The 15686-nt window shown below is 34.6% G+C and carries 18 protein-coding genes; 10 read left to right on the forward strand and 8 right to left on the reverse strand.

The features are described 5' to 3' along the window. Positions 1-322: 322 nt before the first annotated feature. Complete coding sequence (locus R2Q77_RS12905) at positions 323-2695, reverse strand: endonuclease MutS2 (RefSeq protein ID WP_316804135.1); 2373 nt, start codon at positions 2693-2695, stop codon at positions 323-325. A gap of 2 nt (positions 2696-2697) precedes the next feature. Next, positions 2698-3183: a DUF4296 domain-containing protein gene (locus R2Q77_RS12910; protein ID WP_316804136.1), complete on the reverse strand. Its 486-nt coding sequence runs from the start codon at positions 3181-3183 to the stop codon at positions 2698-2700. 72 nt (positions 3184-3255) lie between these two features. Here R2Q77_RS12910 and R2Q77_RS12915 point away from each other — a divergent pair, with 72 nt between their 5' ends. The 4 genes from R2Q77_RS12915 to R2Q77_RS12930 all read left to right on the forward strand — a co-directional run bounded on the left by R2Q77_RS12915 (position 3256) and on the right by R2Q77_RS12930 (position 7007). After that, complete coding sequence (locus R2Q77_RS12915; protein ID WP_316804137.1) at positions 3256-3957, forward strand: YggS family pyridoxal phosphate-dependent enzyme; 702 nt, start codon at positions 3256-3258, stop codon at positions 3955-3957. A gap of 85 nt (positions 3958-4042) precedes the next feature. Next, positions 4043-4510, forward strand: a complete 468-nt coding sequence (locus R2Q77_RS12920; protein WP_316804516.1) for a GNAT family N-acetyltransferase — start codon at positions 4043-4045, stop codon at positions 4508-4510. Positions 4511-4512: 2 nt separating this feature from the next. Continuing rightward, positions 4513-5778 carry an aspartate kinase gene (locus tag R2Q77_RS12925; protein WP_316804138.1) on the forward strand — a complete coding sequence of 422 codons (1266 nt, stop codon included), beginning with the start codon at positions 4513-4515 and terminating at the stop codon, positions 5776-5778. Positions 5779-5822: 44 nt separating this feature from the next. After that, positions 5823-7007: a THUMP-like domain-containing protein gene (locus R2Q77_RS12930; RefSeq protein WP_316804139.1), complete on the forward strand. Its 1185-nt coding sequence runs from the start codon at positions 5823-5825 to the stop codon at positions 7005-7007. A gap of 59 nt (positions 7008-7066) precedes the next feature. On the opposite strand, the gene R2Q77_RS12935 is transcribed toward R2Q77_RS12930, so the two are convergent. The 4 genes from R2Q77_RS12935 to R2Q77_RS12950 all read right to left on the reverse strand — a co-directional run bounded on the left by R2Q77_RS12935 (position 7067) and on the right by R2Q77_RS12950 (position 9912). Next, the gene (locus tag R2Q77_RS12935; protein ID WP_316804140.1) at positions 7067-7264 is read right to left on the reverse strand and encodes a cold-shock protein; all 198 of its coding nucleotides are present in this window, start codon (positions 7262-7264) and stop codon (positions 7067-7069) included. Between the two features lie 189 nt (positions 7265-7453). Beyond that, the gene (locus R2Q77_RS12940; protein ID WP_316804141.1) at positions 7454-8089 is read right to left on the reverse strand and encodes a peroxiredoxin; all 636 of its coding nucleotides are present in this window, start codon (positions 8087-8089) and stop codon (positions 7454-7456) included. Positions 8090-8248: 159 nt separating this feature from the next. Next, positions 8249-9340: a serine protease gene (locus R2Q77_RS12945; RefSeq protein WP_316804142.1), complete on the reverse strand. Its 1092-nt coding sequence runs from the start codon at positions 9338-9340 to the stop codon at positions 8249-8251. 5 nt (positions 9341-9345) lie between these two features. Then, positions 9346-9912: a sigma-70 family RNA polymerase sigma factor gene (locus R2Q77_RS12950; protein WP_316804143.1), complete on the reverse strand. Its 567-nt coding sequence runs from the start codon at positions 9910-9912 to the stop codon at positions 9346-9348. Positions 9913-10119: 207 nt separating this feature from the next. Here R2Q77_RS12950 and R2Q77_RS12955 point away from each other — a divergent pair, with 207 nt between their 5' ends. The 6 genes from R2Q77_RS12955 to R2Q77_RS12980 all read left to right on the forward strand — a co-directional run bounded on the left by R2Q77_RS12955 (position 10120) and on the right by R2Q77_RS12980 (position 13534). Further along, the gene (locus tag R2Q77_RS12955; RefSeq protein ID WP_316804144.1) at positions 10120-10338 is read left to right on the forward strand and encodes a hypothetical protein; all 219 of its coding nucleotides are present in this window, start codon (positions 10120-10122) and stop codon (positions 10336-10338) included. 151 nt (positions 10339-10489) lie between these two features. Further along, complete coding sequence (locus R2Q77_RS12960) at positions 10490-10708, forward strand: hypothetical protein (protein WP_316804145.1); 219 nt, start codon at positions 10490-10492, stop codon at positions 10706-10708. Positions 10709-10849: 141 nt separating this feature from the next. After that, positions 10850-11068, forward strand: coding sequence for a hypothetical protein (locus tag R2Q77_RS12965; protein WP_316804146.1), 219 nt, complete (start codon positions 10850-10852; stop codon positions 11066-11068). Between the two features lie 129 nt (positions 11069-11197). Next, complete coding sequence (locus R2Q77_RS12970) at positions 11198-11419, forward strand: hypothetical protein (RefSeq protein WP_316804147.1); 222 nt, start codon at positions 11198-11200, stop codon at positions 11417-11419. Positions 11420-11547: 128 nt separating this feature from the next. Continuing rightward, complete coding sequence (gene purB, locus R2Q77_RS12975) at positions 11548-12894, forward strand: adenylosuccinate lyase (RefSeq protein ID WP_316804148.1); 1347 nt, start codon at positions 11548-11550, stop codon at positions 12892-12894. 88 nt (positions 12895-12982) lie between these two features. Beyond that, on the forward strand, positions 12983-13534 hold the full coding sequence (locus R2Q77_RS12980) for a NifU family protein (RefSeq protein ID WP_316804149.1): 552 nt from the start codon (positions 12983-12985) through the stop codon (positions 13532-13534). A 137-nt stretch (positions 13535-13671) separates the two neighbouring features. Here R2Q77_RS12980 and R2Q77_RS12985 read toward each other — a convergent pair whose 3' ends face one another. Together R2Q77_RS12985 and R2Q77_RS12990 are read right to left on the reverse strand one after the other, a co-directional pair. After that, entirely contained in the window at positions 13672-14463 is a 792-nt protein-coding gene (locus R2Q77_RS12985) for an inositol monophosphatase family protein (protein ID WP_316804150.1), read from the reverse strand. A 46-nt stretch (positions 14464-14509) separates the two neighbouring features. Further along, the gene (locus tag R2Q77_RS12990; protein WP_316804151.1) at positions 14510-15658 is read right to left on the reverse strand and encodes a prolipoprotein diacylglyceryl transferase; all 1149 of its coding nucleotides are present in this window, start codon (positions 15656-15658) and stop codon (positions 14510-14512) included. Positions 15659-15686 lie beyond the last annotated feature (28 nt).

The following is a 15686-nucleotide window of genomic DNA, read 5'->3' on the forward strand; positions in this document are numbered from 1 at the left end:
GGGCACTGAAAAAGCCTCACCACTAACTTTGAAAGAAAGATTGCGAGCCGGCAGTTTTTGTTTCTTTTTGCTGTCAAAAAGAAAACAAGCCCCGCGGAAAGCGGATAAAGGTTATTTATAGATTTTTACAATCTTATCATCACTACCACAAACATAAATTTTCCTTCCGGCGATTGGCAAACAGTTCTTAACCTGCTGTATGCATTCACATAAAAGCTTTAGCGCCTACAATTTTAGTTTGGGTAACCACCATTAACCTAAGGCAAAGTCTCAATGAGCATCAAGGTTTAATCATTTACGCTTTGTGTCCTTCTACTTAAAATTAATTCAAATATACATAGGTAATTCCATCACCACCTCTATCTGCATGTTCATCTTCCATGCGATTTACCTGACTATATTTTCGCAAATATTCTCTAATCATTTTCCGCAGAATACCATCACCCTTACCATGAATAAGTTTTATTGAAGGAAAGCCCAACATAATGGCTTTATCTAAGTATTTCTCTACCTCATGCAAGGCATCTTCAGTCCTTTTGCCTCGTAAATCAAGTTCTGCTCTAAAATCACTCACGGCTTCGTTCATACGCCCGGCAAAAGAGTGGCTTTGAACAACTTTCTTAGCTTGCTTATTGCTAATTTTCTGAACCCTGTTCTTTTTCACTACCGAACGCAAATCGCCAATGGCCAGCACCAAATTATCCCGGTTAATTTCTAATACCTGCCCGGTAGTTTCACTGTCTGTAAACTTAACCCAATCATTGACCTCTATTTTACCATCAACAACCACTGGCTGAGGTTTTGGCTTTTCTACTTTAACTTCGTTTTTAACCAGTTCTTTCTGTAGATTTTGCCTAAGTTCTTTGGTTGCAACTTTATCGGCCTGTTTCTCCTTTATCTCGGCAATAGTATTTTCAACAAGCTTATTCGCATTTTTTATAATGGTTTGTGCCTCCTGCTTAGCTTCCTTAATCAGGAGTTTCTTATTTTCCTCTAAAAATGATTTTAATTTTTCATTTTCGGCAACTAAATTTTTCGCTTTATTTTGCTGGTTTGCCAAACTCACTTTAGTATCGTAAATGGTTTTCTTCTCCCGTTCTAAATCAACCAGTAAAGTATCCATCCTATTTTGGTTAGATCCGGTTTTTAACTTTGCCAGTTCTATAACTTCTTTTGGCAAACCTATATTTTGGGCAATTTCAAAAGCATAAGAACTACCAGGCTTACCCATTTCCAGAATGTAAAGTGGCTTCATTTTGGTGTTATCAAATAACATGGAAGCATTTTCAAGTCCTTCAGTATTGCCTGCAAAAAGTTTTAAATTAGAATAGTGCGTCGTAATTACCCCTCGAACTTTTTTACGGTTTAAAACCTCTAATACGGCTTCAGCCATGGGTCCGCCAAACTGCGGATCTGTTCCTGTACCGAACTCATCAATTAAAACCATGGTTTTCGGCGATGCATGCTCTACAAAATAACGCATCTTTTTTAAATGCGCACTGTAGGTACTTAAATCACTTTCAATAGACTGGTCATCACCAATATCGGCGAAAATATTTTCAAATATTCCAACTTCACTATTTGCATCAACAGGGATAAGTAAACCTGTTTGCAACATAATTTGTAATAAACCAACCGTTTTCATGCAAACCGATTTTCCCCCTGCATTTGGACCAGAAACCAATACAACCCTTGTTTCTGCATCAATATGAATATTTAAAGGGGTTACTGTTTTCTTTTCCGCGGCAAAAGAAAGCATCAGTAATGGGTGCCTGGCATTAATCAGTTTTGTTTTGGGTTCTTTTTTTAGCCCCGGCATTTCACCTTCAACATCTAAGGCAAATAGAGCCTTAGCCCTAACAAAATCTAATTTGGTAAGAAAACCATGATAAGATAACAGTAACGGGGAGTAAGGCCTTAAATCACCTGTTAGCGCAATCAGGATTTTAATAATTTCTCTTCTCTTATCAAATTCTAAATCACGCAGTTTGTTATTTAAAGTAAAAACCTCTTCTGGTTCAATGTAAACCGTTTGCCCTGTTGCAGATTCATCATGAACAAAGCCTTTTAATTTACGTTTGTTCTCGGCCAAAACCGGAATACACATCCTTCCATCACGAATGGTTAAACTTCCGTCAGCGACCCAATGATTAGCAATAGCCTGCTTGTAAATAGAATCCATCCGTTTGCGCACATCCTGTTCTGTTTTAGCAATCGAAGTTGTAATTTCCTGCAATTCTTTTGATGCATTCGGTTTTATCTTTCCTTTTGGATCTATTACAGTTTCTATTTTGCGAAGGATATTTTTTTCAATAGGCAAATGCTCAAATAAAGCTTCGAGTGTTGGATAAACTTCCGCACGCTCTTCAAAAAAACGCAAAACAGAAAATACGGTTTGCAGGGATGTATAAACCTGAAACCACTCATCTTCCAATAAATAAGTGCCTTCAACCCTAATTTTATCTACCAAAGATTTGATATCAAAGAAGGTATTAATTTGTAAAGGCTCCTGGTTTTGGATTATACTTTTAAATTCACTGGTTTGTCTTAAAAATTTATCAATCTGGTCAAAGCGATTCATCACCTGCATTTTCTGCACCATTGCCTGCCCCATCGGGCTTAAACAATGGCTCGTAATTAATTGCCTGATCTCTATAAAACCTAACCTCTCTAAACAATTTTCGGGATATAACATAACTATTGAACGTTAACTCGCTCAGGTTTAATTTTTAAAGTAGCTGCTTTCTTTGCCTTTTTAGCTTTTTTAGGTGCCTTTTTCAGGTTCCTAACTGGTTTATCTTCGGCCAGGATAGGCTTTACCTCAGTTAACTCAGATAATTTTGCAGATGCTATTTTTTGCATTTTATTTTTTTGCCACTCCAATCTTTTGGAAATATTCTTATAAATTTTACCCAAATCATCTGTATGTGCATTATAATAAGCCATACTTTTGCTGTATTGTGCTGAATCTATACCAAACTTCTTATAAATACCCTTATAAAATGAAGCCGCCACTTTTTTTGCCGAATCGGTTACATAAATGGTAGAAACATAGCCATCAGCAACATGAATATCATATAAAATTTTCTCCATCTTATCGGGCTTAATTACATCATTTGGGATGCCAGGTTTACAACCCAGCCACAAAATTGCAATACTTAAAGCCCATATTAATCGTCTCATCTTTGAATTAAAATAATTATTTATTGCCCAAATTGCGGCAAGGTTATTAATTTTACCCAAAAATAGTTATAAATGAGCATAGCTGATAATCTTAAACAATATAAAAGCGAAGTTGAGTCTGATGGAGTCAGGTTAATTGCAGTTTCAAAAACCCAACCTGTTGAATCCGTATTAGAAGCCTATAATGCCGGGCAACGTATTTTTGGCGAAAACCAGGTACAGGAAATGGTTGATAAACATACTCAGCTACCAGCAGATATAGAATGGCATTTAATTGGGCATTTACAAAGTAATAAAGTAAAATACATTGCGCCCTTTGTTAAATTAATTCACAGCGTAGACAGCATCAAACTACTACAAGAAATTGACAAACAAGCACTTAAAAATAAACGTGTAATTGATTGCCTGCTGCAGATTTACATTGCTGATGAAGACACAAAATTTGGATTGGGTTTTGATGAGGCCATCGAACTTTTACGTTCAGATGAATATGCCCAGTTAAAAAACATTCGCTTAGTTGGTGTAATGGGCATTGCCACCAATACAAAAAACGAAAAACAGATTGCTATAGAATTTAATGAGCTTAAAGTATTATTTGATGGTTTAAAATTGAGCTTTTTCAGAAAAGACGATGCTTTCAAAGAAATTTCGAGCGGAATGAGTGCCGATTATAAACTGGCGATTGAAGAAGGTAGCACCATGGTACGTGTTGGAAGTGGTATTTTTGGAAAAAGAGTAATTAAACATTTTAAAAACGACATCTCCGTTAATTAAAAAATCGTGTTGAAATTTCATGATAATGGAAGGAGACACTTCGACAAATCTTCCTTCTACTGCAACACATAATACTAAAACAAAAATGAATATAAATATAAGAACAGCACATGCAGCCGATTGTCAGCGATTGCTGGAGTTAATTAATGAACTTGCCCTTTATGAAAAAGCACCTGAGCAGGTAACGGTAACTTTAGATGAATTTATTGACGCTGGTTTTGGTTTAAAACCCGTTTGGAAAGCATATGTTGCTGAAATTGACAATGAAATTATTGGCTTCGCCTTGTTCTACACCAGATATTCGACCTGGAAAGGTTGTAGGTTATACCTGGAAGATTTTATCGTTACAGAAGAATACAGGGGAAAAGGCATCGGAAAAATTCTTTTTGAAAAAGTTGTTGAAGAAGCAAAAGAAGGAAATTATAGTGGTATGGTTTGGCAGGTTTTAGATTGGAATGAACCGGCTATTAATTTTTACAACAAATACAGTGCTGATTTGGAAAGCGGCTGGTTAAATGCATCACTTTCTAAAACACAGGTTAAGGCATTTTAAATATGGATATTTTTAAGTTTGGAGGTGCCTCAGTAAAGGATGCAGCTGGAATAAAAAACCTGGCAAATATTGTTCGGGATTATAAAAAAGGAAATTTACTGATTGTAATATCGGCAATGGGTAAAATAACCAATAAACTGGAGGACCTTACCCATGCATATTTAACTCAAAACGATGAAGCACATGCTATTTTTGAAGAAATTAAGCACTTTCACTTTAGCATTATTGAAGCCCTTTTTGAAAACAAAATTCATCCTGTTTATAATGATGTAGCAAATACTTTTGTAGAAATTGATTGGCTGATTGAAGATGAACCTGATAATAACGACGATTATATTTACGACCAGATTGTATCTATTGGAGAAGTAGTTTCCACTAAAATAGTTGCGGCCTGGCTAAACGAAACCGGCAATAAAGCACTATGGGCTGATGCCAGAAATTATATTCAAACAGACAATACTTACCGTGAAGGAAAGGTAGATTGGGATAAAACCAACCAGATTATCCAAAAAGATTTATTGCCTTTATTAAACGATAACATTATTGTAACACAGGGTTTTATTGGAGGAACAAGCGAAAACTACACCACTACGTTGGGCAGAGAAGGTTCTGATTACTCAGCCGCTATTTTTGCATCTTGCTTAAATGCAGCAGCTTTAACCATTTGGAAAGACGTTCCCGGTGTTTTAAATGCAGACCCTAAATGGTTCGATGATACCGAAAAAATACCACAGCTCTCTTACCATGATGCAATAGAACTTACTTATTATGGTGCAACCGTTATTCATCCAAAAACGATAAAACCTTTACAAAACAAGGGCATACCTTTATTTGTGCGTTCTTTCCTGGAACCGCAAGCCAGTGGCACTGCCATTACAAAAGACAGCAACCCACTGCCCGTTCCTTCATTTATTTTTAAAGTTAACCAGGCCTTAATTTCTATTTTCCCGAAAGATTATTCTTTTATTATTGAAGAAAACCTGAGTAATATTTTTGACCTTTTCCATAAACATCAGGTTAAAATCAATACCATGTTAAACTCAGCCATTAGTTTTTCGGTAAGTGTTGATGATAATGAACGTAAAATAGAAAAGCTAATTGCTGATTTATCTGACGATTTTACCCTAAAATATAATAAGGGGCTTGAACTGGTAACCATTCGATATTATAATCAGCAAACCATAGATCGTGTTGCAGTTAATAAAGATATTTTACTGGAAGTAAAAAGTCGTTATACCTGTCAAATGGTGATGAAAAATAAAGTTTAACTATCTATCAAAACAAGGTCCAGAGCAATTTTAAGTTCAAATAAATGAATAAAAACATTTTAGATCAGGCAGTCCAGGTATACATCAATGCAAATTTAAATGCAGATGTGAATCAAATTGCTTTATCTAAAAATTTATTCGAAAATATAAGCCAGGCAGTGCTTGCAGGACAAATTACAGCAAAAAAGAAATCGGAGAAAAAATTACCAACCTGGTTTAATGCAGCCAACATTTATTATCCTTCTCCCCTTTCAATAGAGCAAACTTCGTCTGAAATTACGGCCAGGCATAAAGCTAAACTGGCAAAGGGAAATACTTTAATTGATTTAACGGGTGGTTTTGGTGTAGATGCATTTTTCTTTGCCAAAGAAATAAAGGAAGTTACTCACTGTGAAATCAACGAAGATTTATCCGCAATTGCGGCACACAATGCAAAGGTTTTATCTGCAAATAATATAGTGTTTAAAGCCGTTGACGGATTGGAATTCCTTAAAAATATCAATCAACCTTTCGACAACATTTATATTGATCCGGCAAGAAGAGCAGAGAAAGGTAAGGTTTTTATGCTTAAAGACTGCACACCAGATGTAATCTCGAACCTTGATTTGATTTTATCAAAATCCAAAAGAATAATTATTAAAACAGCTCCGCTTTTAGACCTTACAGCTGGATTAAAAGAACTTGGAAATGTAAGCGAAATTCACATCATAAGCCTTAAAAATGAGTGTAAGGAAATTCTATGGATTATTGATAAAGATTTCGCCGGAGAAACTAAAATCACAGCCTCTACCCTTAATGAAGAAGTGAAAAACTTTAGTTTTTACAAATCAGAATCAGTTGTAGAGATCGCTTTTGCTAAAGAAATTTTAATTGGTCAGTATTTATACGAACCCGATGCAGCACTTTTAAAATCAGGTGCATTTAATTTAATTGCAGAAAGATACAAATTAACAAAACTTCATCCTCAAACCCAACTGTATACAGCGGTAGAGATTAATCATGAATTCCCGGGGCGAATATTTAAAATTGAAGAAATCTATTCAAGCAGCCCGTTAAAAAAAATGCAAAATTTAACCGGCAATGTAATCGTTCGTAACTACCCTGCAAAAGCGGAAGACTTAGTTAAAAAATTTAAGATTAAAGCAGATCAGGAAAAGTTTTTAATTTTTAGCAAAACAGCAAGCGGAGAGAATATTATTATAAGCGCTAAAATTATACAATACTATTAAACGTAAAAAGCCACTCACCAGAGTAGCTTTTTATAAGGGATGTACATCAGTATAGTGGATTAAACCTTCTTTACGTTAATGGCCTGCAAGCCTTTTCTACCTTCGGTAACCTCGTATTCAACCTCATCATTTTCCTGAATACCATCTATTCCGCCCAAAACATCTTTAAAATGTACAAATAAATCTTTATTGTTATCAGTAACAATAAATCCGAAGCCTTTTTGCGTGTTAAACCACTTAACTTTTCCGTTCGCCATAAAAAATAAAAAAATATATAAAATAAATAGGATGATTTACGCTTTGATCAGCATTTACTTCAACGAATCGAAAAAGAATCAATTAAATGAGGCGTTAATATTGAAACAAAACAACCAAATATAATAATTTACCTAAATAATTTAACCTCTTACAAGTTATAGCACAATAAAGTTGCAAAATATTTTAAATTATTTATTTGGTTGCGGGGTTGTACGTAAATATGGCTTAATAACTTTATGTCCTTTTGGAAATTTAGCAGGAATATCTTCTGTTTTTATACTGTTTACCACAATAACGTCCTCTCCGTCTTTCCAATCAGCCGGTGTAGCTACACTATAATTGGCAGTAAGTTGCAAAGAATCAATAACCCTTAATACTTCATTAAAATTTCTTCCGGTTGATGCTGGATAAGTAATGGTTAATTTCACCTTTTTATCCGGGCTAATCACAAATAACGACCTTACAGTTAACGTTTCTGATGCATTTGGATGAATCATATCATAAAGATTAGCAACCGTTTTATCGGGATCAGCAATTATAGGAAACTCTACAGTAGTATTTTGCGTTTCATTAATATCATTAATCCAGCCCTTGTGCGATTCTGCAGAATCTACACTTAATGCTAAAACCTTTACATTTCGTTTTTCAAACTCGCCCTTTAGTGCGGCTGTACGGCCAAGTTCTGTTGTACAAACAGGCGTATAATCCGCTGGGTGAGAAAATAAAACACCCCAGCTATCGCCTAAAAAATCATAAAAATCTATTTCGCCAATAGATGTATTGGCCTTAAAGTTTGGTGCTGTATCGCCCAGTCTAATACTCATAATAAAGTTATTTAAATTATTGGATGAACACAAACTTAAGCAATACTATACTAAATACATAGATTTTATATTATTTTAAGACATAGAGATTATAATCACAAAAAAACCCTGAAGGGTTTAGCCAACAGGGTTTCAAGAAAATTAATTTGTTTGGGTAAATTAATAGGCTTTTATCATAAATACGTAGTCCTGTAATTTTTCAATTTGTTTGGTACGTTTTAATCCCGCTAATGAGCTTTTTTTATTGGCGCTTAATTTTCTACCTAAAGAATCTTGTGGAATGGCCCTCATTGCTTCTAAAATATATTTTGATTTAATTGCAAATGCTGCTCCATCTGCTAAATTCTTGGCACTGATTACACCTACAAGATTTCCATTGTTATCCAATAAAGGCCCGCCGCTATTGCCTGGATTAACCGGAATAGAAACCTGATATTGAGTAGTATCTCCTGTAAAGCCATTTTTAGAACTGATGTAACCATCACCTAACACGGCATCATCTTTTGGATAACCCAAAGTATAAACATTCTCGCCCACACCGGTTCCATTTCTTTTAATGGTATAAGGCAAGGCTGATAAATTATCAAAATTCTTATCGTTAATTTTTAATATGGCAATGTCGTATTGAGGATCAGAATAAACAGTTTTTACTTTAAACGATTCGCCTTTGTTATTTTGGATATAAACAGAATCGGCTCCGTTAATAACATGTAAATTTGTTAAAATATAGCCATTAGACGAAATTGCAAAGCCTGTACCCCCAAAATTACCTGGATTAACAGGGCTTGGATTTACCTGAGTAGTACTGGTTTTAATATTTCTGATTAAATTGCTTTGTGATTTTTTAATGTTGTTTACTTCCATGCGCATTTGCACCAAACGATCTGTTTGCTGGCTGTTGTGCTGAAGTGAATAAATGGATACAAACGATAACAAAACAAATGATGCGGCTATAGATATCGCTGCTTTATTTTTACGCCACATTTTAACAATGCGCGAAGGATGTGGCCTTAAATCAGCAGCTAATTTTTCGACATCAATTTCTGAATGTATCCCATTTAACTGTTCTTTTAGGCGTAGCTGAACTGCAAAATCTTTCATCGATTGTAAAAACACCTTATGCGAAACCACTTTATGATCAACACTGGCATCATTACGACGCAATTGTTCAAAAGCTTCTGTTTCCTGCGGGTTAAGTTTACCTAAAAGATAATCTTCAATAATTGCATCTAACTCTAAATCGTTTCTCATTTCAATTATGGTTGAAAAAATATTTTCTTTAACCTTTGCAGGCATTTATATTTCTGCGTTTTGGCATTATCCGTATTGGTATAACCAAATTTTTCGCAAATATCCTGCATGGATAAATTATGGATATAAAAATCCTGAATAATTGTTTTGCAGGGTTCTCCCAGATGATCGAGTGCGGATTGCATCTTTACAAACTGCAAATCTTTCTCCTCGTGGTAGTCTACATCTTCCTCAACAGCAAACACATCCTCATAATCTGTTATATTACCCGCTTTTTTACTGTTCTGACTTAATTTCTTTAGCCAAATGCGCCTGCATACTGAGTATATGTATGTTTTAAGCTTGCTGCTAAGTTCAAAATTCCCCTCCTTAATTTTGTTATATAAAATAATAATAGCCTCTTGGTAAACATCTTTTGCATCATCCTCGTTGCCATTATTATTCAGAATAAACTGCAGTATCATCGCAAAATATCCTTTATATAACTTATTTAATGTGTCCTCAGAGTTATTTAGAATACCTAAAATAACCTCTCTATCTGTTGGAACTGAACTGTTTAAACTGTTATTCACCAATTAATACCTTTTTCTGTAAATAGTAACCCAATATTAGACAAAAATATTTAGAGCTGCTACAATGCTTAATACAATACCTTTTAAACGGTAACCCAAAATAGCCCGATAAAAATTATTTTTTATTTTTTTTTCAATTATCGGGTTACCTTTTTACCTTTGCGGCATTAAACAGTAAATTAATTAATTACTTTAAAAAATTCAAAAATGAAAAATGCATTCAAATTAGGCTTTTTAGCTTTAGCTTTATCTTTATCAGTTGTAGCTTGTAACTCAGAAAAAAAAGCTGAAGGTGCTGATACTACTTTAACTGATTCTTCAACTATCGTTACTGATACTAATAAAGTTGATACTGTTGTTAAAGATTCTACAGTTAAAGATACATCTGTAAAAACTAAAACGACTACAACTGAAGTTAAACACTAGTCTAATTTTACTTGATATAAAAAGTCCTGATGAAAATCAGGACTTTTTTTTGTCTTTTATTTTTTTTAGAATAGATGGGTTACCTTTTTAATTTATCGGTATTAACGAGTAATTAATTAATTTAAAAAATTTCAATTTAAAAAATATCAAAATGAAAAATGCATTCAAATTAGGCTTTTTAGCTTTAGCTTTATCTTTATCAGTTGTTGCTTGTAAATCAGAAAAAAAAGCTGAAGGCGCTGATACTACTTTAACTGATTCTTCAACTATCGTTACTGATACTAACAAAGTTGATACTGTTGTTAAAGATTCTACAGTTAAAGATACATCTGTTAAAACTAAAACAACTACTACTGAAGTTAAACACTAGTTTAACAGTACAGATATAAAGGAAGTCCTGATGAAAATCGGGACTTTTTTTATGTATTTTATTTTTTTTAAAATAAATGGGTTACCTTTTTAATTTATGGGTATTAAGCAGTAAATTAATTAATTTAAAAAATACTCAAACATGAAAAATGCATTCAAATTAGGCTTTTTAGCTTTAGCTTTATCTTTATCAGTTGTTGCTTGTAACTCAGAAAAAAAAGCTGAAGGAACTGACACAACTAAAACTGATTCTTCAACTATGGTTACTGATACTAACAAAGTTGATACAGTTGTTAAAGATTCTACAGTTAAAGATACATCTGTAAAAACAACTACAACTAAAACTGAAGTTAAACACTAGTTTAATTTTACTTATAGAAAAAAGTCCTGATGAAAATCAGGACTTTTTTTTTTCACAAAACCATGGTTACCTTTCTGTTTTTCAGGCATTAAGAGTAAATCAATTTACTCAACCAAAAAATTAATTAAAATGAAAAATGCATTCAAATTGGGCTTTTTAGCCATGGCTTTATCTTTAACCATTGCAGCTTGTGATGGCATTTCAAAATCAAAAGGCAAATCTGATTCAACCAAAACAGATTCATCAGTATTAGTTACAGATACGAATAAAGTTGATACGGTGGTTAAAGATTCTACAGTTAAAGATACCTCTGTAAAAATTACCACGACTAAAACCGAAGTTAAACATTAATAAATATTTAGTGAACGGGAAATTCGCGGTTTTTAGATTGCGAATTTCTTGTTTTACAGCAATTGTTTAAGCTTAAGACCTTAAAATCCATCAATTGTAGTAAATTTGCGCCAAATATAATCCGCATAATGAATTTAACCGCACTACAAGCTATATCACCTGTTGATGGCCGTTACAGAAAAACAACAGAAAGTTTAGCCTCTTACTTTTCAGAACAAGCGCTGATCAAATACCGTGTCTTTGTAGAAATTGAATACTTCATCGCACTTTGTGAAATTAATTTACCAGGCCTGGATAAGTTTGATAAAAGTTTATATGCTGAGTTACGTAAAATCCATCAGAATTTTTCGGAAGCTGATGCACTTGAAATAAAAGAAACAGAAAAAGTAACCAATCACGATGTAAAAGCCGTAGAATATTTTATCAAACATAAATTCGACGCTCTTTCTTTACAGGATTATAAAGAGTTTATTCATTTTGGCTTAACCTCACAAGACATTAACAATACAGCCATTCCTTTTTCCATTAAATTAGCGTTAAACGAAAGTTATTATCCAGCTATAACTTTACTGATAGAAAAAATCAATGCTTTGGCTACAGAATGGAAAGACATTCCAATGCTGGCGCATACGCATGGGCAACCAGCTTCTCCTACCAAATTAGGTAAAGAATTTTTAGTATTTGCTGAACGTTTGAGTCTCCAGCTTGACAACTTAAAAGCCATTCCCAATAACGCAAAATTTGGTGGTGCAACCGGCAACTTTAATGCACACCATATTGCTTATCCGCAGGTAAACTGGGTAGATTTTTCAAACCATTTTGTAAACAATACTTTAGGATTAACCAGGGCACAACATACCACACAAATTGAACATTACGATCAGTTTGCAGCACAGTGCGATGCTTTAAAACGCATTAACAACATTATTATCGATTTAGACCGTGACATCTGGACTTACATCTCTAAAAACTACTTTAAACAACAAATTAAAGCAGGTGAAATTGGTTCATCGGCCATGCCACACAAAGTAAATCCAATCGATTTTGAAAATGCAGAGGGAAATGCGGGAATTGCGAATGCCTTATTTGAGTTTTTTGCGGCTAAATTGCCTATCTCCCGCTTGCAAAGAGATTTAACAGATTCTACAGTTTTAAGAAATGTTGGCGTGCCATTCGGGCATACGCTTATTGCCATCCAATCTACATTGCGTGGCCTAAATAAAATCTTATTAAATGAGGCAGCTCTTCATGCTGATTTAGACGATAACTGGGCAGTAGTTGCAGAGGCAATTCAAACGGTTTTGCGCAGGGAAAACTATCCTAATCCTTACGAAGCTTTGAAAGAGCTAACAAGAACTAATTCTAAAATAAACGCAGCAAGTATTGCCGAATTTATTGAGGGTTTATCTGTTTCAGAAGCTATTAAGGTACAGCTAAGAACAATTACACCATTTAATTATACTGGTGTTTTTTAGACCAAATTAAATTGACGCTAAACAGACAGCTGCAACAGGTTTTATTAATGACTAATTGTTAATTTTGTTTATTCAAATTGATTAAGACATGACGATTAACGTATATACAGAACAAACTCCTAACCCGGCAACCATGAAATTCATGGTAAACAAGCTGTTAATAAATGGTAGTGAGGATTTTGCCACTAAAGAAAGTGCTGAACACTCTCCTTTTGCAAAAGAGTTATTCAAATTTAACTTTGTTGCTGGTGTGTTTTTTGCCAGTAACTTTGTTACCATAACAAAAACCGAAGATGCAGAATGGGCGGATATTGAAGCCATTTTAAAAGAGTTTGTTAAAGGTGCTGTAGAATCTGAATTAAAGATTAAGGATGCGACTACCGAAGAAGCTCCAAGCTTTGAAGGAACTGAAACTGAAATTAAAATCCAGCAAATTTTACATGATTACGTTCGCCCGGCCGTAGAGCAGGATGGCGGCGCAATTAGCTATAAATCTTTTGATGAAGGTGTAGTTACAGTAGAATTACGCGGATCATGCAGCGGTTGCCCTTCTTCTACATTAACATTAAAATCAGGCATTCAGAATTTATTACAAAGAATGGTTCCCGAGGTTACCGATGTAGTTTCTGAGGCATTATAAGAAAGCATTTTTCATAGTACATAAGTGAAAGGCTTACTAATTTTTAGTAAGCCTTTTTTATTATTATCGAGCAGGTAATATCCGTGCCTGATTTAAATGAAGTATTGATAAGTTTTGGACTAAAAGAAAACTGATGATTAGCCGAAATATTTTTTTATGGAAGTTAGAATTTCAGCGGTTAATTTTCCGTTTGTAGCCAGGATTTCTCTTTTCTCAAAGAAATCATCACCACCCGAAAAATCAAGAACTTCCCCTCCGGCCCGCTGAACGATAAAACATCCGGCAGCAAAATCCCATTGTTGAAGGTTATATTCAAAAAAGGCATCAAAACGACCACAGGCTACATAAATTAAGTCGGTAGCTGCCGAACCAATTCTACGCAATCCGTGTGTTTTTTGCATCATCTCCGCCAAAAGCTGTAAATATTGAGGTTGCTTATCAAACTGGTAATACGGGAATCCGGTGGCTAACAAGCTTGATTTTAAATCCGGATTTATAGAAACACTGATTTCCTTTTTATTGAGGAAGGCTGGACTATTTTTAAAGGCATAAAACATTTCCCCTCTGTTTATTTCGTACACCACACCTAATACAGCTTTATCATCCTCATACAAAGCTATACTAATGGCATATGTAGGTATACCATGAATAAAATTTGTTGTACCATCCAGCGGATCGATAATCCAGGTATAGGTTTTACCTACACGGTTTATGGTTTTTTCCTCTGTTAAAAACCCGGCATCAGGAATCAATTTTTCAAGGTTACGAACCAATTTCTCCTCTGCAGTTTTATCAACATAAGAAACCATGTCATTGAGTCCTTTATATTCGATTTTTGCGGCGTCAAACTGCATAGATTCTTTACGGATAAAATTTGCCGTAAGCCTAACAATTGAAATTACCTTGTTGCAGAGTAATTCGTAATCCATATCCTTAAATGATTTAAAGTGGAGTGCTTATTTAATTAAAACCGGCTTAAGCCAGGGTATTTTTATTCCTTAGTGAATATGCACAAAGTATGATTCCGCCAAAAACTAAAAATGTAGATATCATTTCTGCTTGTGTAAAAGACAGCCCAAAAACGTGGTATTTCGAATTTACACGGATTAATTCGATGCAGAAACGTTCTACACCATTCAAAATCATATAAATACCGAACATTAAACCTGGTGCTTTTATCTTGTCTCTGATGCTCCAAAGAAATGCAAAAAGGATTAAGCAAATAATTACTTCATAAATTGGCGTTGGATAAACGCCTTGTGCCAGTTCGTTGCAAAATTTACCAGTACATCCAGGGATTGGAATCCCCTCACCCACTACATTATTCGGGTATTTATAAGACCAAAGCCAATCTGGTAGCCACGAAAATGGCTTAGGGTTGTTGTTTACAATTCCCCAGTCACCATCACCAGCTAAATGGCATCCAATACGACCAACTGCATAAGCAAGCATCATACCCGGACCGCCAACATCAAGCATGTGTAATGGCTTAATATTATTCTTTTTTGCAATGTATAATACCGCGGCCCCACCACAAATTAAGCCTCCGTAAAAGGTTAAGCCGCTAAAAGATAAAAGTCGGTCTATCGGGTGCTGAACAAAATCGTCCCAGTATTCTAAGTTATCAAAGAATTTAGCGCCTAAAAAACCCCAAACAGCTGCCCAAACAATCATATTACTCATTAACTGATATGGATGAATGGTTACAACAGTATCTTTTGGTGAAGCTAATTTGTGTTTATCTTTTTCTTTATAATCCCAGTAGGCAAATAAACCAGCAAAAAACAAACCACCGATAATATTTCCTTTTGCTGATAACAAAACGGTTTGGGCATCACTGACGAATAAACTGTAATTAACCAGTGCATATACCAATTTGTAGCCTATTATAAATCCGAATAAGCCATTTAGAATTAATTCGGTTGTTGTGGCTTGCTTTCCTACCGTAATGGTTCTTTTTACAGGATGAAGAATTCCTAAAGCTTCCTTACGTTTTAATTCCTGGGTAAAAGCCCAGTAACCTGCAATAAATGCAAGCGCAACAAAAACACCAAAAGTATTAAAGGGCAATGGCAGATTAATGCCAAATAAGTATTGTAGAAAATGCGAAACGGTAGGAAACATAAAAATTATTTGTTGCGAAGATAGTAAA

The sequence above is a fragment of the Pedobacter nototheniae genome (assembly GCF_032678625.1).
In the GTDB taxonomy this organism is placed as follows: domain Bacteria; phylum Bacteroidota; class Bacteroidia; order Sphingobacteriales; family Sphingobacteriaceae; genus Pedobacter; species Pedobacter nototheniae_A.